At 63.2% G+C, this 26,046-nt stretch carries 25 protein-coding genes, 3 tRNA genes and 1 riboswitch; of the genes, 15 read left to right on the forward strand and 13 right to left on the reverse strand.

All coding sequences use genetic code 11. The features are described from left to right. Positions 1 to 201: 201 nt before the first annotated feature. Together ACUXAC_RS03260 and ACUXAC_RS03265 are read left to right on the forward strand one after the other, a co-directional pair. Positions 202 to 1,110 (forward strand): sugar glycosyltransferase, encoded by a 909-nt coding sequence (locus ACUXAC_RS03260; RefSeq protein WP_197862599.1) that lies wholly within the window; start codon positions 202 to 204, stop codon positions 1,108 to 1,110. After that, on the forward strand, positions 1,088 to 2,311 hold the full coding sequence (locus tag ACUXAC_RS03265) for an O-antigen ligase family protein (RefSeq protein WP_342119892.1): 1,224 nt from the start codon (positions 1,088 to 1,090) through the stop codon (positions 2,309 to 2,311). Before ACUXAC_RS03260 ends, ACUXAC_RS03265 begins: the two co-directional genes overlap by 23 nt. On the opposite strand, the gene ACUXAC_RS03270 is transcribed toward ACUXAC_RS03265, so the two are convergent. Both ACUXAC_RS03270 and ACUXAC_RS03275 read right to left on the reverse strand, forming a co-directional pair. Continuing rightward, positions 2,235 to 3,350 carry a glycosyltransferase family 9 protein gene (locus ACUXAC_RS03270; RefSeq protein ID WP_342119890.1) on the reverse strand — a complete coding sequence of 372 codons (1,116 nt, stop codon included), beginning with the start codon at positions 3,348 to 3,350 and terminating at the stop codon, positions 2,235 to 2,237. The genes ACUXAC_RS03265 and ACUXAC_RS03270 overlap by 77 nt on opposite strands. A gap of 143 nt (positions 3,351 to 3,493) precedes the next feature. Beyond that, a complete protein-coding gene (locus ACUXAC_RS03275) occupies positions 3,494 to 4,129 on the reverse strand; it encodes a flavodoxin family protein (protein ID WP_063989218.1) in 636 nt (211 codons plus the stop codon). A gap of 115 nt (positions 4,130 to 4,244) precedes the next feature. Here ACUXAC_RS03275 and ACUXAC_RS03280 point away from each other — a divergent pair, with 115 nt between their 5' ends. The 3 genes from ACUXAC_RS03280 to ACUXAC_RS03290 all read left to right on the forward strand — a co-directional run bounded on the left by ACUXAC_RS03280 (position 4,245) and on the right by ACUXAC_RS03290 (position 6,222). Next, complete coding sequence (locus ACUXAC_RS03280; RefSeq protein WP_225528616.1) at positions 4,245 to 5,141, forward strand: LysR substrate-binding domain-containing protein; 897 nt, start codon at positions 4,245 to 4,247, stop codon at positions 5,139 to 5,141. A gap of 69 nt (positions 5,142 to 5,210) precedes the next feature. Then, a complete protein-coding gene (locus ACUXAC_RS03285; protein WP_141959678.1) occupies positions 5,211 to 5,798 on the forward strand; it encodes a nitroreductase family protein in 588 nt (195 codons plus the stop codon). Positions 5,799 to 5,928: 130 nt separating this feature from the next. Beyond that, the gene (locus ACUXAC_RS03290) at positions 5,929 to 6,222 is read left to right on the forward strand and encodes a DUF2623 family protein (RefSeq protein WP_454266474.1); all 294 of its coding nucleotides are present in this window, start codon (positions 5,929 to 5,931) and stop codon (positions 6,220 to 6,222) included. Positions 6,223 to 6,235: 13 nt separating this feature from the next. On the opposite strand, the gene ACUXAC_RS03295 is transcribed toward ACUXAC_RS03290, so the two are convergent. Next, positions 6,236 to 6,805 carry a helix-turn-helix domain-containing protein gene (locus tag ACUXAC_RS03295; RefSeq protein ID WP_102984420.1) on the reverse strand — a complete coding sequence of 190 codons (570 nt, stop codon included), beginning with the start codon at positions 6,803 to 6,805 and terminating at the stop codon, positions 6,236 to 6,238. Positions 6,806 to 6,843: 38 nt separating this feature from the next. Here ACUXAC_RS03295 and ACUXAC_RS03300 point away from each other — a divergent pair, with 38 nt between their 5' ends. Together ACUXAC_RS03300 and ACUXAC_RS03305 are read left to right on the forward strand one after the other, a co-directional pair. After that, a complete protein-coding gene (locus ACUXAC_RS03300) occupies positions 6,844 to 7,362 on the forward strand; it encodes a GNAT family N-acetyltransferase (protein ID WP_141959675.1) in 519 nt (172 codons plus the stop codon). 17 nt (positions 7,363 to 7,379) lie between these two features. Next, positions 7,380 to 7,820, forward strand: coding sequence for a DMT family transporter (locus tag ACUXAC_RS03305; RefSeq protein WP_102985020.1), 441 nt, complete (start codon positions 7,380 to 7,382; stop codon positions 7,818 to 7,820). A gap of 59 nt (positions 7,821 to 7,879) precedes the next feature. Here ACUXAC_RS03305 and ACUXAC_RS03310 read toward each other — a convergent pair. Beyond that, a tRNA-Asn gene (locus tag ACUXAC_RS03310) sits at positions 7,880 to 7,955 on the reverse strand. 336 nt (positions 7,956 to 8,291) lie between these two features. Here ACUXAC_RS03310 and nac point away from each other — a divergent pair. Then, entirely contained in the window at positions 8,292 to 9,215 is a 924-nt protein-coding gene (gene nac / locus ACUXAC_RS03315; RefSeq protein WP_225528617.1) for a nitrogen assimilation transcriptional regulator NAC, read from the forward strand. A 36-nt stretch (positions 9,216 to 9,251) separates the two neighbouring features. On the opposite strand, the gene ACUXAC_RS03320 is transcribed toward nac, so the two are convergent. Next, positions 9,252 to 10,715 (reverse strand): AMP nucleosidase, encoded by a 1,464-nt coding sequence (locus ACUXAC_RS03320; RefSeq protein ID WP_060439559.1) that lies wholly within the window; start codon positions 10,713 to 10,715, stop codon positions 9,252 to 9,254. A gap of 138 nt (positions 10,716 to 10,853) precedes the next feature. Continuing rightward, positions 10,854 to 13,157 carry a phosphatidylglycerol--membrane-oligosaccharide glycerophosphotransferase gene (opgB, locus tag ACUXAC_RS03325; protein ID WP_159318189.1) on the reverse strand — a complete coding sequence of 768 codons (2,304 nt, stop codon included), beginning with the start codon at positions 13,155 to 13,157 and terminating at the stop codon, positions 10,854 to 10,856. Positions 13,158 to 13,443: 286 nt separating this feature from the next. Here opgB and ACUXAC_RS03330 point away from each other — a divergent pair, with 286 nt between their 5' ends. Continuing rightward, on the forward strand, positions 13,444 to 14,184 hold the full coding sequence (locus ACUXAC_RS03330) for a transporter substrate-binding domain-containing protein (RefSeq protein ID WP_454266475.1): 741 nt from the start codon (positions 13,444 to 13,446) through the stop codon (positions 14,182 to 14,184). On the opposite strand, the gene ACUXAC_RS03335 is transcribed toward ACUXAC_RS03330, so the two are convergent. From ACUXAC_RS03335 to ACUXAC_RS03350, 4 genes are read right to left on the reverse strand one after another with little or no spacing between them, the layout of a single operon-like run. Continuing rightward, positions 14,185 to 15,120: an ABC transporter substrate-binding protein gene (locus ACUXAC_RS03335; RefSeq protein ID WP_060420414.1), complete on the reverse strand. Its 936-nt coding sequence runs from the start codon at positions 15,118 to 15,120 to the stop codon at positions 14,185 to 14,187. Positions 15,121 to 15,155: 35 nt separating this feature from the next. Then, on the reverse strand, positions 15,156 to 15,923 hold the full coding sequence (locus ACUXAC_RS03340) for an ABC transporter permease (protein WP_454266477.1): 768 nt from the start codon (positions 15,921 to 15,923) through the stop codon (positions 15,156 to 15,158). Then, positions 15,920 to 16,660 carry an ABC transporter ATP-binding protein gene (locus tag ACUXAC_RS03345; protein WP_308343551.1) on the reverse strand — a complete coding sequence of 247 codons (741 nt, stop codon included), beginning with the start codon at positions 16,658 to 16,660 and terminating at the stop codon, positions 15,920 to 15,922. Before ACUXAC_RS03345 ends, ACUXAC_RS03340 begins: the two co-directional genes overlap by 4 nt. Then, positions 16,657 to 17,340 (reverse strand): TenA family protein, encoded by a 684-nt coding sequence (locus ACUXAC_RS03350; protein ID WP_087763138.1) that lies wholly within the window; start codon positions 17,338 to 17,340, stop codon positions 16,657 to 16,659. Before ACUXAC_RS03350 ends, ACUXAC_RS03345 begins: the two co-directional genes overlap by 4 nt. Positions 17,341 to 17,402: 62 nt before the next feature. Further along, a riboswitch (TPP riboswitch) is annotated at positions 17,403 to 17,505 on the reverse strand. A 150-nt stretch (positions 17,506 to 17,655) separates the two neighbouring features. On the opposite strand from ACUXAC_RS03350, the gene ACUXAC_RS03355 reads away from it, so the two are divergent. The 4 genes from ACUXAC_RS03355 to gap all read left to right on the forward strand — a co-directional run bounded on the left by ACUXAC_RS03355 (position 17,656) and on the right by gap (position 21,615). Continuing rightward, the gene (locus tag ACUXAC_RS03355) at positions 17,656 to 18,678 is read left to right on the forward strand and encodes an LLM class flavin-dependent oxidoreductase (RefSeq protein ID WP_055313476.1); all 1,023 of its coding nucleotides are present in this window, start codon (positions 17,656 to 17,658) and stop codon (positions 18,676 to 18,678) included. Positions 18,679 to 18,691: 13 nt separating this feature from the next. Continuing rightward, the gene (locus tag ACUXAC_RS03360; protein WP_141959665.1) at positions 18,692 to 19,426 is read left to right on the forward strand and encodes an SDR family NAD(P)-dependent oxidoreductase; all 735 of its coding nucleotides are present in this window, start codon (positions 18,692 to 18,694) and stop codon (positions 19,424 to 19,426) included. Between the two features lie 126 nt (positions 19,427 to 19,552). Then, positions 19,553 to 20,527 carry a GlxA family transcriptional regulator gene (locus ACUXAC_RS03365; protein WP_100397003.1) on the forward strand — a complete coding sequence of 325 codons (975 nt, stop codon included), beginning with the start codon at positions 19,553 to 19,555 and terminating at the stop codon, positions 20,525 to 20,527. A 77-nt stretch (positions 20,528 to 20,604) separates the two neighbouring features. Beyond that, entirely contained in the window at positions 20,605 to 21,615 is a 1,011-nt protein-coding gene (gene gap, locus ACUXAC_RS03370) for a type I glyceraldehyde-3-phosphate dehydrogenase (RefSeq protein ID WP_049234371.1), read from the forward strand. Between the two features lie 54 nt (positions 21,616 to 21,669). On the opposite strand, the gene ACUXAC_RS03375 is transcribed toward gap, so the two are convergent. Both ACUXAC_RS03375 and mtfA read right to left on the reverse strand, forming a co-directional pair. Continuing rightward, positions 21,670 to 21,745: transfer RNA gene (locus ACUXAC_RS03375), tRNA-Asn, on the reverse strand. A gap of 99 nt (positions 21,746 to 21,844) precedes the next feature. Further along, entirely contained in the window at positions 21,845 to 22,645 is an 801-nt protein-coding gene (gene mtfA, locus ACUXAC_RS03380; RefSeq protein ID WP_060439574.1) for a DgsA anti-repressor MtfA, read from the reverse strand. 92 nt (positions 22,646 to 22,737) lie between these two features. On the opposite strand from mtfA, the gene ACUXAC_RS03385 reads away from it, so the two are divergent. Next, positions 22,738 to 22,827 (forward strand) — tRNA-Ser (locus ACUXAC_RS03385). Between the two features lie 159 nt (positions 22,828 to 22,986). On the opposite strand, the gene ACUXAC_RS03390 is transcribed toward ACUXAC_RS03385, so the two are convergent. Continuing rightward, positions 22,987 to 23,736, reverse strand: a complete 750-nt coding sequence (locus ACUXAC_RS03390) for an AraC family transcriptional regulator (protein ID WP_049240784.1) — start codon at positions 23,734 to 23,736, stop codon at positions 22,987 to 22,989. A 219-nt stretch (positions 23,737 to 23,955) separates the two neighbouring features. Here ACUXAC_RS03390 and ACUXAC_RS03395 point away from each other — a divergent pair, with 219 nt between their 5' ends. Next, the gene (locus tag ACUXAC_RS03395; RefSeq protein WP_447260197.1) at positions 23,956 to 26,046 is read left to right on the forward strand and encodes a TonB-dependent siderophore receptor; all 2,091 of its coding nucleotides are present in this window, start codon (positions 23,956 to 23,958) and stop codon (positions 26,044 to 26,046) included.

Here is a 26,046-nt window from a genome sequence, read left to right on the forward strand (position 1 = left end):
GTTTCTCATTCAATTAACACTTCGACATATTTCTTGCCGATACGCTGACTAATAATTCAAATTACAAAAATTGCCTCATTAAACGAATATTTAGATACTCGCTGTGCGGCCTGGCCAGTGCTGACACGTTTTTAAATTCTGAGCATACAGAAAGATGCCTCTGTAGGTATCGTCACGCACTCTGGATAGGACATCGCCACCATGGGCTCTTTTTTTAAGCAGGTCTACCGCTATTCCCACGCGCGCCCTTATCGGCATAACGAAAACCTCTGGCCCTACGTGAAGATCGCGCGCGGCGAAGGCGGTGAAATCGCCGCCTTATGGTACAAGCACCGGCCGGTGCCGATCGTCCCGCTGAGCGAACTGCGCAGCAGCTGCCGCGGGGAGGTGCTGCTGACGGCTACCGGCCCGTCGGTGAAGGCGCTGCGCTTCGAAAATATTCCCGCGATGCCCGCCATCGGGGTCAACGGCGCCTATTTTCTGCATCGGCAGGTGGATTTTCGCTTCTACGTCATCGTGGACATGGGATTTATCGACAGCCGCCCAGAGATCGTGCGCGACGTCATTCAACGGCCTGAGCTGACGCTGTTCACCACCGTGCACGGCGTGGCGCGCATTCTCGATCGCTTTGGCCCGGCGGCGATCGGTTGCCGATTGGCGCTCGTCGAAGACGCGGCCTGCAAGATTTACCGCCCCCGGATCGACAGCGGCGCGCTGTGGGAGCACTACTGCCGGGAAAACGGCGTGGTCTTTGCCGCCGAGAGCCGCATGCTCGGCTTTAGCCAGGATATCCGCTGCGGCATTTTCGATGCTGGCACCGTGGCCTATTGGGCGCTGCAAATTATCGCCTATCTCGGCTTCAAGCAGCTGTTTATCGCCGGGCTGGACATGAACAACTTCCACCAGCCGCGCTTTTACGAAACGGAGCAGGATCGGTTGCCCACGTTCCTGGCGGACAAGGTGGAGTCGCTGGTGATCCCCGCTTTTCGACACGCCGGCGCGATCATGAAAAAGCAGCAGATCGCGATAAAAAACCTCTCCCTGCACAGCGCTATCGGCAGCGATATCTTCGAGAAGGTGGACGGCAATGTTTACTTTCAGCAAGCCTGAGCGGTGTTATCGCTTCGGCAGCGCGCTGTTTTTAGCCTTCGCGTTTTTCAGCGCGATCTTTTGCGGGCAGACCCGCGTCAACAACCTGTTTCATTTGGCGGCGCTGCTATGGCTGGCCGCCGTATTCACCTGGCCGCCGCTGCGGCGGCAGCTGTGGGCCAATCGTCAGGCGCGCTGGGGCGGCGGGCTGGCGCTGATGTTTTTGCTTTATTATTCCCTCAGCGCGCTGTGGGGCGAGACGCCAGGCGACATGCCGTCGGCCCTGACCCACAGCGCCTATATCCTGCTCTACCTCGCCTGGCTGGTGACGTTGCTCGACGGTGAGCGGCGTCACCAACTGCAGTGGGCGATGCTGGCCGGCATGACGGCGCTGTGCCTGTATCTGACGCTGGTCGACGCCCCGTCGATTTATCATCTGCGGGAAACCACCGCCCGCAATCCAGGGCCGAGCAACGTGATCGATCTGGCCGGTTACGCCGCCATCGCCATTTTGTTGAGCCTGATGATTTTCCGCGATACCGGGCAAAAAGCGGCGCTGTGCTTTATCCCGCCGCTGCTGGCATTCATGGTGCTGACGCAAAGCCGCGGCCCGCTGATCGCACTGGCGCTCGCGGTGGTGGTGGCGATGCCTTATCGACACCGGCCGGGACGGTGGCTGTGGTTTCTGTTGCCCGGTGTGCTGGCTGTGGTTCTTGTCGTCGTTTACAGCGCGATCGGCGAAATGTTGCTGACGCGTTTTGGCGAGCTGTATCAACAGAGCTTTGTTCGCATCAGCATCTGGCGCCACAGCCTGGCGCTGATCGAACAGGCGCCGTTCTTCGGCTACGGCTTTGATAAGCAGCTTAACTTTCTCAATTACACCGGCGAGCTGAACCACACCACGCACAGCCTGTACCTCGGCGCGTTGCTGAAGGGCGGCTGCGTGGGTTTCCTGTTGCTGCTGGCGCTGCTGGGATATGGCGCGCGGCTCGCCATCGCACACTGGCGCGCAGGGCGGCGCTGGGAGGCGGGCCTGTTTCTGTTTATGCTGGTGTTCTACAGTTCGCAGGGCATGTTTGTGATCGCCAATCCGGCGGAGTTTTGGTACCTGTTTTGGCTGCCGCTGGCGCTGCTGCTGTCGCAGCCTAAACGGCGGCCGATCGGGACTGTGCAGACGACAGCGCCGCCAGCGTCTTCTCCCACACCTGTTCCGCCGCGATAATACTAAGCGGCTGGCGGCGCTCAGCGGCACTCAGCGCGGCGCTGTCAACCGGCACGTGCATCACCTGATGCCGTTCGCTGTCCTGATAGGGGCCGGTATGCCGCGGGTTAGCGGTGACGAACAGGCTGACGGTGGCGGTTTTCAACGCCACGGCGAGGTGAAGCGGCCCGGTATCGCCGGTTACCAGCACCTGCAGATTGGCGATCGTCGCCAGCAGTTGCGGTAACGTGGTCGCGCCGATATGGCTTACCACCCGCTGTTGCTGTTCCTCGCTCAAACCTGCCATAAATTCCCGTTCGAGGCTGCGCTCCGCCTTGCTGCCAATCAACGCGATCTGACAGTCGGGGGAGTGCGCCAGCAGCCGTTGCGCCAGCTCAACAAAGCGATCGACCGGCCAGCGGCGCAGCGTTTCGGAGGCGCCCATCTGAAAGCCGATCAGGATCTTGCCCGCCGGTTTCGCCAGCGTGGGAAAAGCGACCGGGATGAACATGTCAGGATTGTCGGTACGGCACCCCAATTGCCCCACCATATCCAGCTTGCGCTGAATCAAATGGCCGTCGCTGCTGTGGCTGACGCCGGTCAGCCAGCGCTCCATGCCGCTCGGTTTGTTGCCGTAAACGTCTTTGAACAGGTATTGGCAACCGGCGGCGATGGCGACCAGCACGTCGTAAGGCGCCTTCGAGTGCAGGATGACCGCCAGCTGTGGCCGGTTTTTTCGCAGGCGCCGGATAACGGCCAACATGTCTTTGGCCTTGTGGTCCCAGTAAATCACGTCATGAAAGCAGGGGCTGCCTTCGACCAGCTGCCGGTTTTTATGGCTGGAGACCAGCGTGATTTGCGCGCCGGGATAGCGTTCGCACAGTGCGCGGATGGCGGGCGTATTGAACATCAGATCGCCGAGGGCGCTGGTGGAGAAAATCACGATGCGTTCAAAGGATTGCTGCGGATCGAAGCTCGCTGCGGGCCGGAAATTGCCCACGATGCGGGTATAGAGACGTAAACCGGCGTTGGCCGCCGCTATTTTCCACTGTTTAGACATTGCAGTTCGCTTCCGCTTGAGATCGACGGCCACCGTCTGGCGCCGCGTCGTATCATACAAGCGCGGCAACGGCGGGCCAATGGTCCGCAACAGATTGCGACAGATGCTAACGTTATGTTTGCAATTGCTGCCGGGCGCCGCGCTTACTCCTCCCAGACCTGCGTACTGCGCGGGCTGTCCATCTGATAATCCGAGTAGGGGCGAGTGAAGAACTCGCGCCCCAGTTCGCGGGCGGCCTGCAGCGGATTGCGCGGATCGCGGGCGATCTCGCCGCGCTGGTTGCCGGCGCCGTGCACCACGCCGACGAATGCGGAATGGGTGTAGCGGCTGAACTCCTGGATCTGATGCACGATGCCCAGCGCCGCGCCGGGGTAGGTCTCTTCCGACGCTACCGCCAGCCCGATACGCTTGCCGCTCATGCGCTGGTGCACCTGTTCCGCCTGAGGGTAGGCGTTGGAATAGAAGCTGAACGAGCGATCGAAAAAGGCTTTGGTTTGCGCCGACATGCCGTACCAGTAAATCGGCGTGCAGAATACCGCGCCATCGGCCGGCAGGAAGTGCTCCAGGAACAGCTCGGCGTAGCGATCGGCCGGCGGCGGCGTGTGGCGTTCATCGCTCAGAAAACCGCTCAGGTAATCATCGAGAAAATGCAGGCTGGCGGACGTGCCGGCTTCGGCGGCGCCCGCCAGGATCGCCTGCGCCAACGTGGCGCTGTTGCCGTCGCGGCGCGGGCTGCCGACCAACACCACCAGACGTTTGGATTGATGAGTTGTATTCATGTCATGTTCCTCGGTATGAAGTGGACTCAGCCCTACTCTAGAAATAAGTGCCGGCAGGCGACAAATGACGGCTTTTCTGCCAGGATGATTTCAACTCATCTCAAGAGGCTTCGCCATGTTTGCCACGCTGCCCGTCAACGCATTACGCACCTTTGAATCCGCCGCTCGCCTGCGCAGCTTCAAGCTGGCGGCGGCCGAGCTGGCGGTGACGCCGACGGCGATTTCGCACCAGATCAAAGCGCTGGAACAGCAGTTGGGGTTTTCGCTGTTCGAGCGGGTGCCGCGCGGCGTGCGGCTGACGCCGAAAGGCGAAACGCTGTTTGCCGGGGTGCACGGCGCGCTGCTGGACATCGCCGCCACGCTCGAGGGCCTGCGGCCGCAGCCCAGCACCGGGTCGCTGTGCGTCTCGGTCACGCACTCTTTCGCGGCGCTGTGGCTGGTGCCGCGCCTGGGGCGTTTCTATCAGGCGTACCCACACTATCTGGTGCGCCTGGAGGCCTGCGCCGAGGTGATCGATCTGCAGCAGGACGCCAGCGTGGACGTAGCGGTGCGTTACAGCCGCGCGCAGTATCCCGCGCTGCATCAGACGGCGCGGCTGGAGGAAAGCTTTGGCGTCTACGCCGCGCCGGATCTGGCCGCCGCCGAGCCGGAAAACCCGGTGCTGATCACCGTCAAGTGGGGGGATTCGGCGCTGTACGACAGCGGCTGGCGCGACTGGTGCCGGGCCGCCGGCGTAGACTGGTGGCAGCGCCATGCGGCGATGCGCAGCTATCACGAGGAGCATTACGCCCTGCAGGCAGCGGTGGCCGGGCAGGGGCTGGTGCTCGCCAGTTCGGTGATGGTGTCCGATATGGTGGACAACGGCCTGCTGGTGGCGTACCGGCCGGAGGTGCGCGTACCGGGCGCCGCCTACAGCGTGCTGTGCGCGCCGGGGCGCGAGCGGCATCCGCCGGTCAGGGCGTTTCTCGCCTGGCTGCAGCAGGAGCTGCCGCAGGGCAATGGCACGAAATAAAAGTTTTATCGTCCTAAGCTGTGGGAATATCAGCGAACTTTTGTTTTTACTTCACTGCGAGAACCTATCATGAGCCAGCCAAGAACCTCCGAGTACCCGATTGATGCGCAATTTATCGAGCGCTGGTCGCCGCGCGCGATGGCCAACGACGCCATCGACGATCAAACGCTGCTGAGCTTTTTTGAAGCGGCGCGCTGGTCGCCATCGGCCTACAACATTCAGCCGTGGCGCTTTGCCTACAGTAAGCACGGTTCCGACAGCTGGGAGAACTACCTGGAATTCCTGATCGACTTCAACCGCGGCTGGGCGCAGCACGCTTCGGCGCTGGTGGTGATCGTCTCCAAAACCACCAGCCTGAACGGCGAACGGCTGGTGGACAACCCGACCCACGCGTTCGACACCGGCGCCGCCTGGGCCAGCCTGGCGCATCAGGCGCACCTGAAAGGCTGGTTGACCCACTGCATGAGCGGCATTCACCACGACAAGATTAAGGCGGCGCTGCAGCTGCCGGACGACTATGCGGTGCACGCCATGGTGGCGATCGGCAAACCGGGCGACAAGGCCCGCCTGCCGGATTTCCTGCAGGAAAAAGAGGCGCCGTCGGGCCGCCTGCCGCTGGGCAAGACCGTCAGCGAAGGGCTGAATTTCACGCTGTGATTGTCCGCTTTCCCTCAGGCCCGCTTGGCGGGCCTTTTTTATGCGGCGAGTAAAACTTAGGGAGTATGTTCTCGATCGCCCATTCGCTGTATATTTTATTATATAGCGATGGCGTGATGAGGAGGAAACCGTGGGTGACCATTTTGGCAAAGGGCTGTTGGCGGGGCTAAAGGCGGAGAACCTGAAGCCGGAGACGGAGCTGTCGCGCTTTTGCTCCGACTACAAGCGCGGCTTTGTGCTCGGCTATGCGCATCATTTGGCGCAGCGCTGCGGCGACGAAAACCGGGCGGCGTTTGAGGCCGGGCAGCTGGGCCGCGCCTATGGCCTCGGCAGTGAGCCGATGAGCGAGTTCTTTTCCGGCGGCGACAGCCGGCTGGCGGAGAAGTTTTTCCGCGCCGGCTACAACCGGCCGACGCAGGGCTAGCGCGGGCGGGGCGTCAGGCGGCGCTCAGCACCGCCACCATATACACGCACGGTTGGTCGCTCTGGTTTTCAAAGCGGCAGTCCGCCGGCGGGCCGAGCTCCAGGCAGTCTCCCTCGGCCATGTCATGGCGCGCGTCACCTTCCACAAAGACCAACTCGCCGGATAAGACCCAGATCAGCTGGCGCTTGAAGGCATACACCGAAGCCGGCATCGGGATCGTCGCGCCGGCCGGCAGTTCGATACGCACCAGATCGAGCGGCAGATCGGTGCGCGGCGAAACGTGGCGCCGCACGTAGCCGCTCTCCGGATCGACCCAGACCGGTTGATCTTCCCGGCGCAGCAGCCGGCCTTCCTGCGTTTCCGCCCGGGCGATCAGCTTGGACATGCTGAGGCCGAACGCTCCCGCCAGCCTGGCCAGCAGCATCGCTGTCGGGCTGCTCTCGCCGCGCTCGATCTTATGAACCATCGCCCGTGAAACGCCCGCCTGCTCGGCCAGATCGGACAGCGACCAGTGGCGCGCCTCGCGTTCAATGCGAATGCGTGCGCCGATCAGCTGATTTAGATTGTCTAATTTAATATTCATATCGTAGTATTATAGTGGACAATTGGCCGGGGTAAACCATGATTATACGAAATGCGACGCTCAACGATAGCGCGGCGATTGCCGCCATCTATAACGACGCGGTGTTGAACAGCACCGCCATCTGGAATGAACAAACCGTGGATGCGGCCAATCGCGCGGCGTGGATCGGCGAACGGCAGGCGGCGGGCTACCCGGTGCTGGTGGCGGTGAACGGCGCGGACGAGGCGATCGGCTACGCGTCGTTCGGCGACTGGCGCGCCTGGGACGGCTATCGCCATACCGTAGAACACTCGGTGTATGTCCATCAGGCGCATCGCGGTGAAGGGATTGGCAAAGCGCTGTTGATCGCCCTGATCGCACGGGCGCGGGAGATCGGCAAGCACGTGATGGTGGCCGGCATCGAATCCGGCAATCAGGCCTCCATTCAGCTGCATCTGGCGCTCGGGTTCCGCGAGGTGGGGCGCATGGAGCAGGTGGGCGCCAAATTTGGCCAATGGCTGGATCTGACTTTCCTGCAGCTGACGCTCGACGAGTGGGCGGCGCCGCCGGCGCGCTGATCCCGGGAGACAGGGTGATGAATATGCTATTGCTGCTGATCGCGGCGGGAATGGGACTGGTGGTACAGAATCTGCTGATGGTGCGCATTACCGAAAGCGTCTCGACCATCCTTATCACGCTGGTGATCAACTCCAGCGTCGGTTTGCTGCTGCTGGTGGGGTTGCTGCTGGCCAAAAACGGCCTTGACGCGGTGGCGGAAGTGACCGGCGCCGCCAGGTGGTGGATGCTGCTGCCGGGGCTGCTGGGATCGCTGTTCGTGTTTGCCGGTATCCTTGGCTACCAAAAATTGGGGGCGGCGGCCACCATCTCGATCCTGGTCGCCAGCCAGCTGTGCATGGGGCTGCTGGTGGACGTCTACCGCGCCGGCCCGGCGGCGCTGCGCGAGAATCTGCCGGCGCTGTTCGGCGCCCTGCTGTTGGTGGCGGGCGCCTATCTAGTGGCGAAACGCAGCTTTTGACGGCGGCTGAAATGCAAAAAGCCCGCTCAGGTTTCCCTGAGAGCGGGCTTCTCTAAATATGGCTCCTCTGACTGGACTCGAACCAGTGACATACGGATTAACAGTCCGCCGTTCTACCGACTGAACTACAGAGGAATCGTGTGAACGGGGCGAATAATAGCGGGGCGGTTGCGGCTTGTAAAGCGTGAAAGCGCCCGATGCGTTCGTTTGCTGCAAGATTGCCCAACCTGCTGCTTTTTCTCGCTTTTGTCGCTTATCCCGCGCGCAGTGCCCCCGGATGGCCCGTTGTTCGGGCCGTTGCTTGCCTGTGGTGCAACGTCTGCCCTGCGCGGTGGCGCTCGCCGCCCGACGAACGGCCGTCGGCCGCCGTGTATCCCGCTTCCATGGCCGTTTACCGACTCTGGCCCGGATCTTGCTGCGGTGCCTGACCGGATTTCGGCATTCTCAATTTAGCGGCTCGCTGGAGGCACTATGAATTTCAGACGTCTGAAGTACTTCGTGAAAATCGTTGATATCGGCAGCCTGACCCAGGCGGCGGAGGTGTTGCATATCGCCCAGCCGGCGCTCAGCCAGCAGCTGGCGACGCTGGAAGGGGAGCTGAAACAACAGCTGCTGATCCGCACCAAGCGCGGGGTACAGCCGACCGAGGCCGGCAATATTCTCTATGCCCACGCGCAGACCATTCTGCGCCAGTGCGAGCAGGCGCAGAGCGCGGTCAACAGCGCCGGGCAGGCGATGAGCGGCCAGGTGTCTCTCGGGCTGGCGTCGGGCAGCACCGCGGCGCAGCTGGCGTTGCCGTTGCTGCAGACCTTGCGCGATCAGCAGCCGGGTATCCTGCTTAGCCTGCATGAAAACAGCGGCGCGGCGCTGGCCGGGCAGGTGGCCAATCAGACGCTGGACATGGCGATGGTCTACGGCGCCAAGATGCCCGCCGGGCTGCACGCCATCGCACTGATGCGGGAAGATCTCTATCTGGTGGCGACGCGCGCGGTGCCGCATCCCGGCAACAGCGTCGAGCTGCTGGACGTGGCGCGGCTGAACCTGTTCTTGCCGCGCGAGGGCGATGCGGTGCGCAATCAGCTGGAAGAGGCGATGGCGCTGCGCAAGCTGGCTGTCAACGTGGTGGGGGAGATCGAATCCTCGGGCGCGCTGAGCGCCGCGATCGCCGGCGGGCTGGGGGCGACCGTGCTGCCGGAATCGGTAGCGCGCGCGATGATCGGCCCGGCCAAGGCCTGGATGGCGCGCATCAATGCGCCGACGATGTCGGTGCCGCTGGCGCTGTGCATGTCGGGCCAACAGGCGCTGTCCGCCCCGGCGCTGCTGGTCAAAGACATGCTGCTGTCGATCGCCGGCGGCCGCAGCCAGGAGAAACGCGCGCTGGCGCTGGTGCGTTGAGGAAAAAACGGCCCGCCGCAGCGGGCCTGATAACCGTTATCGGAACGGCGGTTCGTTGAAGGTGCGCAGCTTGCGCGAGTGCAGGCGATCGCCCTCGGCGCGCAGCAGATCGATGGCGCAGATGCCGATCTGCAGGTGCTCGGAGATCGCCCCTTCGTAGAAGCGGTTGGCCTGGCCCGGCAGTTTTATTTCGCCGTGCAGCGGTTTGTCGGAGACGCACAACAGCGTGCCGTACGGCACCCGGAAGCGGTAACCCTGAGCGGCGATGGTGGCGCTCTCCATGTCGACCGCCACCGCGCGGCTGAGGTTGAAGCGCCGCGCCGAAGCGGAATAGCGCAGCTCCCAGTTGCGATCGTCGGTGGTGACCACGGTGCCGGTGCGCAAGCGCTGTTTGACCTCTTCGCCGGGCATGCCGCTGACCATCTTGGTGGCGTCGTACAGGGCGCGCTGCACCTCGGCGATGCTCGGGATCGGAATATCCGGCGGCAGCACCGCATCCAGCACGTGATCGTCGCGTAGATAGGCGTGGGCCAGCACATAATCGCCGATCTTCTGGCTTTCGCGCAGGCCGCCGCAGTGGCCGATCATCAGCCAGGCGCTCGGGCGCAGCACCGCCAGGTGATCGCAGATGGTTTTGGCGTTGGACGGGCCGACGCCGATGTTGATCAGCGTGATGCCCTGGCCGGTGCGCGAAATCAGGTGATAGGCCGGCATCTGGTGGTTTTTCCACGCCAGATCGGATACCGCCTGCTCCGGGGCGCTGGTTTCCGGCGTGATGTAGGTGCCGCCGGCGCTGGAGAGCGCGATGTACGGGCTGGCCGGATCGGCGATCTGGGCGCAGGCCCAGCGCACGAACTCATCCACATAGCGGGTGTAGTTGGTGAACAGCACGAACGGCTGGAAGTGCTCCACCGGCGTGCCGGTGTAGTGCCGCAGCCGCGCCAGCGAGAAATCCGCGCGCAGCGCATCGAAATGCGACAGCGGGAAATGGTTGTCGGTGGTGTGGTACAGGCCGTCGGCGGTTTCGTCACCGATCTGCGCCAGCTCGGTGGTGGGGAAATGCTGCGCGATGCCGGCGCTCATCGAGCGATCGAGCGCCAGGCTGGAGCCGTCGATCACGTAAGGGAACGGGATCTCCTGCTGCGACGGCGCCACTTCGATATGGGCGGCGTAATCGTGCTCCAGCATCGCCAGCTGTTCGGCCAGATAGTGGCGGAACAGCTGCGGCCGGGTCACGGTGGTGCTGTAGCTGCCGGGATGGGTGAAGCGGCCGAAGGCGCGGGTTTTGCTCGGGCCGGATTGCTGCCCGTCCCAGCTGACGCGCAGTTCGGGATACACGAACAGCCCGGCGGCGCGCGCCTGCGCATCCGGCAGCGTACCGTGGCTGATAAAGTCGCCGACCGCCTGACGCAGCGCGTCTACCGCGGCGTCATACAGGGCTTCCAGTTGATCGAGTGCCTGATCGGCGCTGAGGCCGCTGCGAGGTGGGGCATAGCTCATACTTTCTCCTTGGATGTCCCGGCTCTGTGGCGGGGTTGCGGCGTTTTACCGTCACAGGTTAGCCGAAGAAGGGCGTAAAAGCTTGGTCGAAATGACGGGCGCGGCAAAGGAAATACCGCGCCCGTGAAGGCGCGGGGATCAGGAGGCGGGGTCGGCCGCCTCGACCTTCAACGACACCAGGCCGATGCCCAGCTTCTTCGGCGTGAAGCCGCCGCTGGCGCTCTCTTTCGGCTCGGTGGGGGCCGGCGGGGTAATGCTGATCTTCTGCGCGCCGCGCGGGTTGTCGAAGCGCAGGGTGACGGTGCTGTCCTGTTCGCCGAGCGACACGAAGCGCTCTTCGTCGCCGACGCGCACCGAAATCGGTTCGCCGACGTTGTTGCCGTAGGCGCGGGCGCGCAGCACCAGATCGAAGCGCTTCGGCAGCGGATCGACGTAATCGATGTCGACCGCCGGCGCCAGGTTGGCGTCGGACCAGCGGCCCCACTCCTCGACGCCGGAAACGCCGGTGATGGCTTTCACTTGCTCCGGCAGGCCGGGCAGCATGAACTCGATGCTGTCCGCCCGGTACTTCATCGCCGCGTCGTCCACCTGCAGGCGAGCAACGGCGTTTTGATAATCGGCGACGCTGTCCGCCGCCGGGGCGGTAAAGCTCACCTTGCTGCGGAAGCGTTCGCCGCTGGCCTGCACGATCTGCGGCGGTGAGGCCAGGGTGCCGGAGGCCACGCAGATGTCGGTGCTTAGCGCCAGCTGCGGCGCCCAGACCCGGCCGATCTCGTAGCATTTATCGACCCAGACGAATTTTTCCCCCGCGCCCAGCCCGGCCAGCTGCTTGCGCAGCGGGGTGGAGAGGTAGACGTTGAACATCGGTTCGATGCGGTTATCGCCCACCCGCAGGATAAACGGCACTTTGTAGGTGACGCCGGAGAAGCTGAAGCTGCGCTGGCGCGTATCCACGCTGTAGTCGCTGATGCGGTTCGGCAGGCCCCACTGGTTGATCACCGCCGGTTTCCAGCCGTTGATCTTCTCTTCGATGTTCAGGAACACCGTAGACAGCGACGGCGCCGACAGGCTGCTGCGGCCGAGGCCGATGTAGTTGTCGCCGCCCATCACGTCCAGCACCGTGGCGCCGTTGTCCAGCGTGCTGCGCTTCTCGTTGCGCTGCTCCGCCAGCGGCCGGGTGCCGTCGATGATAAAGAACAGGTTGCGGCGCTTCTGTTTGGTCAGGATATCGTAGGCGGTGTTGTTCATCGCCAGATGATCGGAGGACACCACGATCACGGTATTGCTGAAATAGGGCGAGCGTTTGATCTTGTCGATCAGCGCGGCGATGTGTTGCTGGCTGCAGGCCACCGCGCTCAGCGAGCGGTTTTCCTTGTTCTGCCAGGCGTAACTCTTTTTGCTGCAGCCGGCGGAGATAAAGCCGTCCGGGTGATGGGTGTCGACGGTCAGGGTGAACAGCGAGAAGGGTTGGCGCTGCCTGGACAGCTCGACGAACTTGCCGTACACCACGTCCAGCACGCTGTCGTCGTACCAGCCCCAGTCGTTTTTGTAGCTCGGATCGGCGACCTGTTCGCGCAGCTCTTTGAAGCCGTAAACGTGGTCGAAGCCGTGGGATTTCAGGAAGGTGTCTTTACCGGCGAACGCCAGCTCGGCGCCCTGATAGAAATAGTTGCTGTAGCCGGCGGCCTTCAGCACGTCGCCCAGGCAGACGTTCTCCGGGTAGAAGGTGGAGACCGCGCTGGAGGCGTTGCCGTCGAAGGGCGCGAACAGCGGAATGCCGCACTGCGAGGCGACCATGCCGGCGATGGTGTAACCAGTGCCCGGCAGCTGCTGGGTGTTGCTGAAATCGATGCTGTCCGTGCGCAGGGCGTTCAGCTCGTCGGCCAGGCCGGGAAACAGCTCGGTATCGAAGTAGGTGCGCTCCAGACTCTCGGCATAGATGTACACCAGGTTCGGCCGCTTGCCCTGCACGGTCTTTTTCGGCGCCTTGTAGTAGGTGGTGAAATCGGCGGTATCGCCGACGATCTGGCTCTTGACCAGCAGCGAGATGTCCTGAAACGCCGGGGTGGTGCCGACCGAGAACAGCGCCAGCAGCACGGCGACGACGCTGTAGGCCACGCTGCTGCCTTTGGCCTTGCGGCGCAGCAGGCTGCGGGCCAGCACCGCGAAGATAAGCCCCAACGCCGCCAGCAGGCCGATAAACGGCAGCACGTATTTGCTGATGCCCGCGCCTTTGAGGCTGCTGGTGACGGTGTAAATCACCGCGTCGGTGATGCCGTCGCCGGTGAAGTAGTTGCTGGCGATCAGGATGACGTTCAGCACCAGATAGCTGCCGAGCAGCGTCAGCAGAATGGCGAACCACCAGCGGTTGGCGGCGGCCCGGGTGCGATAAATCAAAATCGACGCCAAAAAGAGAACAAACGAAACGACTGCTAAAACCATCCGCCAAACCTTGTCTGATTGAAATAAAACCGTTGCTGCCCTGGTTTGCGCCGCCGAGCGTGCCGCGGCGCGAAAAGTGAAGGGTATAGCCTATTGCCGGCGGCGGAACAACGCGCGATCTCCCGCTACGGCCGACGAGCGGCGGCTATTGTACATTTTTATGACAATAGTGTGACGTTAATCACGCCGACGGCGGCCTCGGCGGCGAAAGCTTGCTGGTCGGAGGTTTCGCTCTACGCTTAATGAGCGCCACGACGGTGCGCCCATCAGCCATTCAGGAGGAAGTATGCAGACGATTCCCGCCGCGGTACTCGACGATCTGGCCCCGCAAGGCGTGTTGCGCGCGGCGATCAACTACGGCAATCCGGTGCTGGCACAGGCCGGGGCCGGTGGCAAACCGCAAGGCGCTTCGGTGGAGCTGGCCGCCGCGCTGGCCCAGGAACTGGGCGTGGCGCTCGAACTGGTCACCTATGACGCGGCGGGCAAGGTGTTCGCCGACCTGGACAGCGGCGCCTGGAACCTGGCGTTTATGGCCATCGAGCCGGTGCGCGCGGCGCAGATCGCCTTCAGCGAGCCCTACGTGATCATCGAGGGAACCTATCTGGTGGCGAACGACGCGCCTTACTTTGAGGTGGCGCAGCTCGACAGGCCGGAGGTGCGCATCGCGGTCGGCCAGGGGGCGGCGTACGATCTGTTTTTATCGCGCACGCTGCAGCAGGCGCAGCTGGTGCGGGCGGCAACCTCCGCCGAGGCGATCGCGCTGTTTTTCGAACGGGGGCTGGAGGCGGCGGCCGGCGTGCGCCAGCCGCTGTTGGCCGCTGCGGCCGCCCATCCCGGCTACCGGGTGCTGGAGGGGCACTTCACCGCCATCCGGCAGGCGATGGCGGTGCCGCGGCAAAAAACTCAGGGCGCCGCCTACGTGAACGATTTTATCGAGCGCTGCAAGACCAACGGGTTGGTGAAGGCGGCCTTGCAGCGCAGCGGCCAGGGCGAGGTGACGGTGGCGCCACCGGCCGCCTCGGCGTGATCAGTCCAGCTCCACCGCGTACTGTTCCACCGGCGTGATTTTCTTGATCAGCTTGTTGTCGAACAGGAACTGTTCGTAAGCCTGGTAGCGTGCCCGATCCAGCTTGGCCGGATCGCGTGCGAACAGCGGCAGGCTGGCTTGCCACGCCTGTTTGTTCAGCTCGGTATTCAGCTCCGGGTGCGCCTTGGCGAACGCCAGCCAGGTGTCCTGCGGGTGCGCATGCAGGTAGTCGCTGCCTTGCTTCAACGCGGCGAGGAACTTGCGGATTTTCGGCTCGTTCACCGCATCGCGGTGGGCGACGATGATCAGCTCGTCGTAGGCCGGCACGCCGTAATCTTCGACGTTGAACACCACCGGCGTCTTGCCCTGCAGCTTCAGCTCCAGCGCTTCGATGTTGCGGTAGCCGCCGATCACCGCATCGACCTGGCCCGCCAGCAGGGCGCTGGTCAGCTGGAAGTTGACGTTGATGAGCTTGATGTCCTGCGGCTTGAGGTGCTCGTGTTCGACCATGGTGGCCAGCGTCGCCTGTTCTATGCCGCTGACCGAGTAACCCACCGTTTTGCCCTTGAGATCCGCCGGCGACGTGATGTTTTTATCCAGCGCGATCACCGTATTCAGCGGCGTGTTGATCAGCGTGCCGACGCGCATCAGCGGCAGGCCCTGATCGGCGAAGAAATGCAGCTGCGGCTGATAGGTGATGGCGAGGTCGGCCTGTTTGGCGGCCACCAGCCGCGGCGGCAGCGCCGGATCGGACGGCGGCACGATCTTGACGTCCAGCCCTTCGGCCTTGAAGGCGCCGATCTGCTCGGCCACCATAATCGGCGCGTGATCGGGGTTGATGTACCAGTCGAGCACCAGCGTCAGCTTTTCGGCCGCGCCGGCCTGGCCGGTGATGGCGGCGCCGAGCAGCAGCCCGCAAACGGTTTGTTTGATCATGGTCGTTCCTTTATCCCTGGTTATGGTTGCAATCATCAGTCGTTTTCCGGCGCCCAGGCGATCAGGCGCCGCAGCAGCGCATCCACCGCAGCCCACAGCAGCACGGTCATCAGCACCAAAATAAACAGCGCGGCGAAGCAGACGTCGGTCTGCATGCGCGCGTTGGCGTTCAGCATCACGTAGCCCAGCCCTTCGGCCGAGCCGACCCATTCGCCGATGATGGCGCCGATCGGCGCGACGGCGGCGGCCATGCGCAGGCCGGAGCCGAAGGCCGGCAGCGCCGCCATCAGCCGCACGTGCCGCAGCTGCGCCCAGCGCGAAGCGCGCATCGTGCGCGCCAGATCGAGATAGTCGTTGTTGACCCGGCGCAGCCCGTCGAAAAAGGTCGACACCACCGGGAAGAAAATCACCAGCACCGCCATCGCCACTTTGGCGCTCATGCCGAAGCCGAACCACAGCACCAGCAGCGGCGCCAGAGCGAACACCGGTATCGCCTGGCTGGTGAGCACCAGCGGCATCAGCCAGCGCTGCAGGCGCGGCGAGAAGATCATGCACAGCGCCAGCGCCGCACCGAGCAGCACGCCCAGCGCCAGCCCGCTGACGATCTCCGAAGCGGTGACCAGCGTGTGCCAGGCGAGATAGCCACGCCCGTCCCACAGCGCCTGCGCTACCGCGCTCGGCGTGGGCAGCAGAAAGGCCGGAATGCCGCTTTGCGCCGCCAGCCACCACAGCAGCAGCAGGCCGGCAAACACCGTCAGCCCACGCCGCAGGCGGGTAAGCCCACGCTCTTTGGTAATATTCATTGCGCGGCCCTCACCAGCTGTTGCAGCAGTTCGGCCTGGCTTTTCAGCAGGTCGGCGTCATCCGGCGCGCGCGGTGGTTGCCCGCTGATGCGGTGGGTATCGTCGAGGCCCAGCGGCCAGGGCGACAGCACCAGCAGCCGGTGGCTCAGGCGGCAGGCCTCCATCGGATCGTGGGTGATCAGCAGCACGGTGTTTTGCGCCAGCAGTTCGGCGGCCAGGCTCTGGATCTCGGCGCGGGTAATGGCGTCCAGCGCGGAAAAGGGTTCGTCCATCAGCACGATCGGCTGGCGTTCGTAGAGCGTGCGGGCGATGGCGGCGCGCTGGCGCATGCCGCCGGACAGCGCGGCGGGCAGGCTGCGGCCATGCGCGGCCAGGCCCACGCGCTCCAGCAGGTGCGCCGCCCACGCCCGATCCGTCACTTCGCCGCGCAGCCGCGAGCCGAGGGCGACGTTCTCCTCGACGGTCAGCCACGGGTAGAGCAGGTCTTTTTGCCCCATGTAGGCGATGCGCCCGGCGATCGGCAAACCGTCGCTGCCGGTCACCGTGCCCGAGGTCGCCCGTTCCAGGCCGGCGATGATCTTCAGCAGGCTGGTTTTGCCGGCGCCGCTGGCGCCGAGCAGGGCGACGAAGCTGCCGCCGACGATGTCGAAGCTCAGCCGGTCGAAGACGATTTGCTGACCGAAACGCAGGCTGAGATCCCGCACCTGGATGCCGGGCGGGAGAAGCGGGGAGGTCATGAGGCGTTCAGCCCCATCTGCCAAAATGCCGATTCCAGCTGGGTGGCGGTGGTGAAAATCTGCGCCAGCTCGGTGAAGCGGCCTGGTGCGCCGCGCTGGTGGCCGACGGTTTCCAGCAGCTCGATGGCAGCGCGCACGCCGGCCAGATAGCCCTCGTCGCCGTAGTTGCGGATCCAGGAAGCGTAAGGATTGCCCTCCATTTTGGTGGCGGGGTCGTGCAACAGCCGCAGGCCGATTTCGGCATAGCCGGCCACGCAGGGCAGCAGGCCGGCCAGCAGATCGAGGGCGTCGCCGGCATGGCCGATATCCAGCACGTAACGGGTGTAGTTCATGGTCTCCGCCGCTTCCGGCTGGGCGGCGATTTGCGCTTCGCTCAGCCCCCATTCGGCGCAATAGGCCACGTGCAGCGGCAGTTCGGCGACGATGCCGTTGAGCGACGCCGTGGCGGCGCGCATTTCCGGCAGGGTGCGTAGCTTGCTGACCAGCAGTGCGTAGGCGCGGGCGAAGTGCAGCAGGAACAGGTAGTCCTGGGTCAGGTAGCGGCGAAAAGCGCGTTCGGGCAAGGTGCCGGCGGCCAGCTGCTGCAGAAACGGGTGATCGACGTAATCTTGCCAGTGGCTGCCGGCTTGTTGGCGCAGCCGGCCGTAAAGACCGCTTTCGAACAGGGTGGTGATGGACATGGGACCTCCTTGAGTCAGTGGAGATCCGGGCACGCTGGGGTATGAACAGGCAACGGGTGAGAGCGTTGTTGCCTAACCGTCCCTTCGCTGGCATGACCCAGATCAGGTTCAAAGGGTTCGGCTTGCGCCATCTCAGCCCGTAACAGGACACCCCTCGGAGCTGCCTGTTATACGACATTTGTTTTTTGATTACAATCGCCGGGCGGCGCGGTGGCAATCGGTTCGTTTAGTGCGATCGGGGGCGATTTTGCTGGCGCAGAGCGCGCGATTTTTGTCACTGTAGGCCGATGATTTTGCCTTTGAGGACGATTCCCGATGAAAAAGATTGGTTTTCTCTCGTTTGGCCACTGGTCGCCTTCCGCCCAGTCCGGCACCCGTTCCGCAGCGGATGCGCTGCTGCAGTCCATCGATCTGGCGGTTGCCGCCGAAGATCTGGGGGCGGACGGCGCCTATTTTCGCGTACACCACTTTGCACGCCAGCTGGGGTCGCCGTTCCCGCTGCTGGCCGCCATCGGCGCCAAAACCCAACGCATCGAGATCGGCACCGGCGTGATCGACATGCGTTATGAAAATCCGCTGTACATGGTGGAAGACGCCGGCGCGGCGGATCTGATCGCCGGCGGGCGGCTGCAGCTCGGCATCAGCCGCGGCTCGCCGGAGCAGGTGATCGACGGCTGGCGCTATTTCGGCTATGCCCCGGCCGACGGCGAGAGCGACGCGGACATGGCCCGCCGCCATACCGAAGTGTTCCTGGAAGCGCTGCGCGGCGAAGGGTTCGCCGAGCCCAATCCACAGCCGATGTTCCCGAATCCGCCTGGGCTGCTGCGGCCGGAGCCGTTTTCCGCCGGGCTGCGCGATCGCATCTGGTGGGGCGCCGGTTCGAACGCCACCGCCGTCTGGGCGGCGAAGCTCGGCATGCACCTGCAAAGCTCGACGCTCAAGAACGACGAGACCGGCGAACCCTTCCACATCCAGCAGGCCAAGCAGATCCGCGCCTACCGCGCCGCCTGGCAAGAGGCCGGCCACGCGCATGAGCCGCGGGTTTCCGTGAGCCGCAGCATCTTCGCGCTGGTGGATCAGCGGGATCGCAACTACTTCGGCGGCGGTGGCAAGGAGGGCGATCAGCTCGGATATATCGACGCGCAGACCCGGGCGATCTTCGGCCGCAGCTATGCCGCCGAGCCGGACGTGCTGATCGAGCAGCTGGCGCAGGACGAGGCCATCGCCGAAGCGGATACGCTGCTGCTGACCGTGCCTAACCAGCTGGGCGTGGATTACAACGCCCACGTGATCGAATCGATTTTAACCCATGTCGCGCCGGCGCTCGGCTGGCGCTAAACGGAGGAGTGACATGTCACGCATTTTCATTACCGGTTCGGTAGACGGGCTGGGCCGCGCCGCCGCGCAAACGCTGTTGGACGAAGGGCATCAGGTGATTTTGCATGCGCGTGAGCCCGGCCGTTTGGACGCGGTGCGCGATCTGCTGGATCGCGGTGCGCAGGCGGCGATCGGCGATCTGTCCGATGTGCAGCAGATCCGGCAGCTTGCCGAGCAGGTCAACCGCCTCGGCCGCCCGGACGCGGTGATCCACAACGCCGGTATGTTTACCGGGCCGCAGGTGATGCCGGTGAACGTGATTGCGCCTTACCTGCTGACGGCCCTGATCGAACGCCCCAAGCGCATCGTCTACCTGAGCAGCAGCATGCACTTTGACGGCGTGCCGGAACTGAACGGCGTAGACTGGCTCGGCGGCGCTGCGGGCTCCTATTCGGACAGCAAGCTGTTCGTCACTGCGCTGGCCGCCGCCGTGGCGCGCCTGTGGCCTGACGTGATCAGCAGCGCGGTCGATCCCGGCTGGGTGCCGACCAAAATGGGCGGCGCGGACGCGCCCGACGATCTGGCGCTGGGGCATGTGACGCAGGCGTGGTTGGTGAGCAGCGATGAGCCGCAGGCCCTGGCGTCCGGCGGCTATTGGCACCATCAGCAACGGTTCGATCCCCACGCGGCGGTACACGACGAGGCGTTTCAAACGGCGCTGCTGGCGCAGTTGGCGCGCGCCGGTGGGGTGAGCCTGCCGCAGGCTTGAGGGCAGTGCTTTGTTGGCCCGCCGGTGCTTGCCGGCGGGCTTTTTTATGCCCGCAGGGTGAATCGGTGAGGCTTTTCTTATACAGTGGCTGTCTGACCTGTTTTGCTCGTTCTTCTTATTATCGCCATGCATACATTCCTGATTATCGTCCCTGAAGGGGGCATGCTGTTCGAAGCGGCGGGCATCGCCGATATCCTGATGCAGGCTAACCGTCTGAGCCCTGCCGAAGCGCCGCTGTATCAGATCGCGGTCGCCACCACGCAATCCCATCGGGTGGTACACGGCCTGTCCGGGCTGAGCCTGTTGGCCGACCATCGCCTGGCGGATCTCGATCCGGCCCTGCCGCGCGATACCGTCATTGTCGCCGGCAAGGGGGCGACCGAAGAAGAGGGCGCCCTGGTGGCGGATTGGCTGCGCCGCGCGGCCCCGCAGGCGCGCCGTATCGCTTCCGTTTGCGGCGGGGCTCTGCTGCTGGCCGAAGCCGGATTGCTGGACGGGCGGCGGGCGACTACCCACTGGCGGCTGGCGGAAACGCTGCAGGCGCGCTTCCCGCGGGTGCAGGTCGAGAACGGCCCGATCTACGTGCAGGATGGGCCGATTTGGACCTCCGGCGGCGTCAGCTCCGGCTTCGACCTGACGCTGGCGCTGGTGGAGGACGACTACGGCTTCGTGCAGGCGCGCGAAGTGGCGCAGGATCTGGTGATGTTTCTGCGACGCCCCGGCGGGCAGGCGCAGTTCAGCCGCTACCCGCTCAACCAGGCCAAATCGCCGGGCCCGATCCGCGACCTGCAGTCCTGGATCCTGGAAAACCTCGCCGACGATCTCAGCGTCGATCGGTTGGCCGAACGCGTGGCGATGAGCCCGCGCAACTTTACCCGCGTATTCACCCGCGAGACGGGCATTTCTCCCGCCAAATTCGTCGAAGAAGGGCGGTTGCATACCGCCAGGCAGCGCCTCGAGCAGAGTGCGGACGGCATCGAACAGATCGCGCTGGCCACCGGCTTCGGCAACGGCCTTAACCTGCGGCGGGTGTTTGAGCGCAAACTGCAGCTGACCCCGAGCGAATACCGCGAACGCTTCCACGCGCGCAATTTGGCGTAAATTGATCTGTAAACGTCATTTACGCCGCCTCGTGGCAGGGCTAGATTTGAGGCAAAGCCCAAAACGAGGAGAGCATCATGGTGAAAGTAGGCATTAACGGCTTCGGCAGGATCGGGCGCAACGTGCTGCGCGCGGCGCTGGGGCGCAGCGATTTTGAAGTGGTGGCGATCAACGATCTGACGGACAGCAAGACGCTGGCGCATCTGCTGAAATACGACACGCTTTCCGGCACGCTGGCGGCCAGGGTGGAAGCCGGCGACAACCAGCTGCTGCTGGACGGCCGGCCGATTCAGGTGTTTTCGCAGCGCGATCCCGCCGAGATCCCGTGGAGCAGCGTGGGCGTGGACGTGGTGATCGAAGCGACGGGCTTCTTTACCGAGAAAGCCAAGGCGGAAGTGCACATCACGCACGGCGGCGCCAAGCGGGTGATTATCTCGGCGCCGGCCAAGAACGACGACATCACCATCGTCATGGGGGTTAACGACCAGCTCTACGATCCGGCGCTGCATAAAGTGGTCAGCAACGGCAGCTGCACCACCAACGGGCTGGCACCCGCCGCGCAGGTGCTGCATCAGGCGTTCGGCATCGAATACGGGCTGATGAACACCACCCACGCCTATACCAACAGCCAGGCGCTGCACGATCAGCCGGAAAAAGATCTGCGTGGCGCGCGGGCGGCGGCAGAGTCGATCGTGCCTTACTCCAGCGGCGCGGCCAAAGCGCTCGGCAAGGTGATCCCGGATCTCGACGGCCGCCTGACCGGTTACTCGCTGCGGGTGCCGGTGCCGGTCGTCTCGATCGTCGATCTGACGGTGACGCTGAAACGCCCGGCGACGGTGGAGGAAATCAACGCCGCTTTCCGCGCGGCGGCGGCGTCCGGCCCGCTGAAAGGAATTTTGGGGTACAGCGATGAACCGCTGGTGTCGAGCGACTATCGGGGCGACGCGCGTTCATCGATTATCGATGGTTTGTCTACGCTGGTCATCGGCGGCAACCTGGTGAAAGTGCTCGCCTGGTATGACAACGAATGGGGGTTCTCCAATCGGTTGGTCGATCTGGCGCTGCTGATGGAAAAGCGCGGGCTGTAAATGCCCCATAGCAAAAAGCCCGCTTAAGTTTCCTTAAGCGGGCTTCTCTAAATATGGCTCCTCTGACTGGACTCGAACCAGTGACATACGGATTAACAGTCCGCCGTTCTACCGACTGAACTACAGAGGAATCGTGTGAACGGGGCGCATGATATCCAGCGGCCCCGGGTGTGTCAACGCTAAATTGCCTTGAGTGGTGCGACTGCTCGGTATCTGAGCAATGCGTCCATCAATCAGCCCATTGCGCGTCGTTCTCCGCCTGGCTGCGCAGCAGGCGCGCCAGCGGATCCTGGCGGTAGAAGCGGCAAAAGTGCTGATACAGCGCCGGGAAGCGTTCGGCCAGCAGCTCGGGGGCGCTGAAGAAATACTCCGACAGCACGGCGAAGCACTCGGCCGCATCGGTGGCGGCGTAGGCATCCATGCTGGCGGCCTCTTCACCGACCATGTCTATCTCGTCCTGCAGGCTTTCCATCGCGGCGTGCAGATCGTGCTCCCAGGCGGCCACCTCGCGCAGCGGGATCGGCGGCACGCCGGTAGCGACGCCGCCGTTGCGCATATCCAGTTTGTGCACCGCTTCGTGGATCACCAGATTGAAACCGGAAAGATCGAAAGAGTCCTGCACGTCTTGCCAGTTGAGCACGATCGGCCCCTGTTCCCAGCTTTGGCCGGACTGCACTACCGGCCCCGAGTGCACCAGGCCAATTTCGTCCTGCCATTCGTCTTCCACCACGAACGGAGTGGGATAGAGCAGAATTTCGTTGAAGCCGTCGAGGCACTCCGCGCCGAGTTCCAGCACCGGCAGGGCGAACAGCAGGGCGATGCGCGCCTGCATTTGCGAGGTGAGCTGCAGCCCCTGCAGCGGCACGATGCGCTTTTGCTGCAAGATCTGCCCGGCAACGGCCACCAGCCGCTGCCGCTCCTGCTCATTCAGCGGCGAGAGCAGCGGGATCGCCAACGCGTCCTGCCACTGGGCCTGAGTGTCTGCCTGGGGTTGAGAGGGTTGAGTCGCTTTCCACGGCCATTTAATCATCAGGTTGCTCGTAAACTCATCACTTGAACGTTCAGCGGTATGCTAATGCTGTAAAAATGCCGTAAAAGCGGGCATGATAGCAAGCGTTGTTAGGAGAGATGCCGGAGCGGCTGAACGGACCAGTCTCGAAAACTGGAGTAGGGGCAACTCTACCGGGGGTTCAAATCCCCCTCTCTCCGCCACTATTCAATCACTTACGAATAAATCTTTCAACGATCCCCATCACAGATAGCGCTGGCCTGGCGCCAAATCACTGAACGACAATCCACTGCCTGCCGTTGATTTTCAGCGTGTATTCGCGCGCCATATTGGCATTCCGTCATCTGAAGCTTGCCCGACTTTCACGCTTCCAGCGCGCTGTGAATATAGCGTTGCGGCGATACGCCCAGTTTTTTGCGAAACATGGCGATGAACGCGCTAGGGCTGGCGTAACCCAGTTCGTGGGCCAGTTGACCCACGGCTACGCCGCGCGCCAGATTGCATACCGCCTCCAGCAGGCGAATTTGCTGGCGCCATTCGGAAAAGCTCAGCGCAGTCTCTTCGCGAAACAGCCTCGCCAGGGTGCGTTCGCTGGCGCCGACCTTTTTCCCCCACCAGGCGAGCGTTTCGCCATGGCCCAATTCGCGGCACAAAGCATCGCATACCTGGCGCAGGCGCCGGTCGCTCGGCAGGGTCACGTGACACAGTTGGCCTGTCTGCATGCGTTGAAACTCATCGCTCAGCAGATTTTGAATGAGCGTAAGCCGTTCGGCGGAAATGGCGTTTTCAAGCCCGGCGGCAATCAGGGGATGTAGTAGGGGAGTGGCGCTCAACCCCTGGGGGCGTGCGCCATAGCGACGAGAAAAGGGCGGCGTAAAATAGATGTTGTGCGTCACGACGTCATTGATGGCTTCCAAACCGTGCGGTGTGCCGCTGGGGAGCCAAATGGCGCGGCCCGGCGAGAGCAGCCAGATATGCTGCGCGGTGGCGATTTTCGCCACGCCGCGCAGCGGCAAAATCAGCTGCCCCTGCTCATGCTGATGGACGGGCTCTTGGCTGCCGGGGCTGTAGCGCAGTTGACGCAGGCCTTCAATACCGTGATGGGATGTCATGTTTACCTGCCTCTGTCCGGTTCTCACCATTTGTGCCTATTGCTGCGATAACGGACAACGTTTGTCCGTCTGGCGACATCCTGACTGTCGGTAGCGCCATTCTGCCATGAACGGGCTTCTCTTTTAAAGTTGAATAATTATCATTTCCATCAAATTCTACTAACAGTCGGAAAGGCGAAGAGACAGATGGGCAAATTTTTCAGGGAAAAACCGTTGAAAGTGCTGGTATATACGATAATCGCAGGCTATAGCGGGCAAGCCTTTACCGCGGATGGCGGGCAGAATACCACAAAAGAAGAGACGCTGGTGGTGAGCGCGGCGGCGTCTCAGGATCAGGATGACGAGAGCACGCTGGTGGCGCACGGCGCCGCCTCCGCGACGAAGTCAAACCAGCCGATTAGCCGCACTTCACAGAGCATCTCTGTGGTGACGCAAGCAGAGATTGACGCGCAAGCGGCGAAAAACGTCCCGCAGGCGCTGCGCTATGTTTCCGGCGTCAACTCGGAGAGCGCCGGGCCGGATACCCGTTTCGACACCATCATCGTGCGCGGTTTTGAAGCCGACGAATACCTTGATGGCCTGCGGCTGCCGCGCGAAGCGTGGTGGAGCCGTCCGGCGTGGGATCCGTTCCTGCTGTCGCGCATCGAAGTGGTCAAAGGCCCTTCCTCGGTACTGTATGGCCAGGCGAATCCCGGCGGGATCGTCAACCTGGTCAGCAAAACGCCGCAGGCGACCCCGTCCGGTGAGGTGTATGTCAGCGCGGGCAACGAAAACCAGTTTGGCGCCGGCATAGACGCCACCGGGCCGCTGAACGATAACGACACGCTGTTGGGGCGCGTGGCGGGGACCTTTTTTGATACCGAAACCCAGGTCGATCATACCCGCTATCAGCATTATGACATCGCGCCGTCGCTGACGTGGCAGCCGGATGCGCACACCAGCCTGACGATTATTTCGCAGTTGCGCAAAGATCCGGACAGCGGATTCTACAACCAGATGCCGCTTTCCGGCACCTTGACGCCCAACCCGTACGGCCACATCTCGACCCGTTTTTACGGCGGCCAACCGGGCTTCGACAAGTACGAACGCCAGCAGGGCAGCATCGGTTACCAGTTCCGGCACGATTTCAACGATACGGTGACTTTCCGCCAGAATCTGCGTTACCTCAGCAGCACCGGCGACTATCTGATGGTCTATCCATGGGGTGTGCATGCGGATGCGCCGCTCATCGATCGCTATTCGATGAACCTGAAGGAGAGCATGACCAACTTCGCGGTGGATAACCAGGCTGAATTCCACTTTGATACCGGTCGGGTGAAACATACGCTGCTGACCGGGATCGACCGGATGCATACCTCGGTGCGCAGCCAGTCGGGCTACGGCGACGCCAGCCCGATTAACTTCCTCAACCCGGACTATAGCGTGCCGGTGGCCATACCGCCGCTCGATAGCAGTACGCACAATACGCTCGATCAAACCGGGCTCTATCTCCAGGACCAACTCGAACTGGGGAGCTGGATCCTGAACCTGGCCGGCCGTTACGACGCGGCGAAAACCAAAAGTATCGATCTGCTGAACGACGCTCGTACCGAGCGCAATGACTATGCAACGACCGGGCGCGCCGGACTGCTGTACCACTTCGATAACGGATTGGCGCCTTACATCAGCTATTCCACTTCGTTTGTGCCGAGCAGCAGCAATGACTTTTACGGCCACGCCTTTAAACCGACCGAAGGCAAGCAGACGGAAGTGGGGTTGAAATACGATCCGGTCGGGCTGGATGCCTTGTTTACCCTGGCGTTGTACGATCTGCGGGAAACCAACGTGGCGACCGCCGATCCCGATCACCCGAACTTCAGCGTGCAGACCGGCGAAGTGCGCTCGCGCGGAGTTGAGCTTGATGGCCGCATCAATATCACGCCGGCGTGGTCGGTGCTGGCATCGTACAACCTGACCGATCCGAAAGTGCTGAGTGCCAACGACGATACGCAGGGCAAGCGTCCGGTGGGCATTGCGCGCAATACCGCCAAGCTCTGGAGCCAGTATGCCTTCGACGGCGCGCTTGACGGTGTGACGCTGGGCGGCGGCGTGCGTTATGTCGGCACCAGCTACGCCACCACGGACAACGGCCTGAAGGTGCCGGCGGCCACGGTCTACGATGCGCGCGTCGGCTATCAGTGGCGCCAATGGCAGCTGGCGCTGAATGCCGCCAATCTCGGCAACAAAACCTACCTGGCTTCCTGCTCCAACAATGGCTGCGAGTATGCGCTGAAACGCCAGTACATCGCGACCCTCAGCTATAAGTGGTGA

It is taken from the genome of Serratia sp. 121840015-1 (assembly GCF_053627655.1).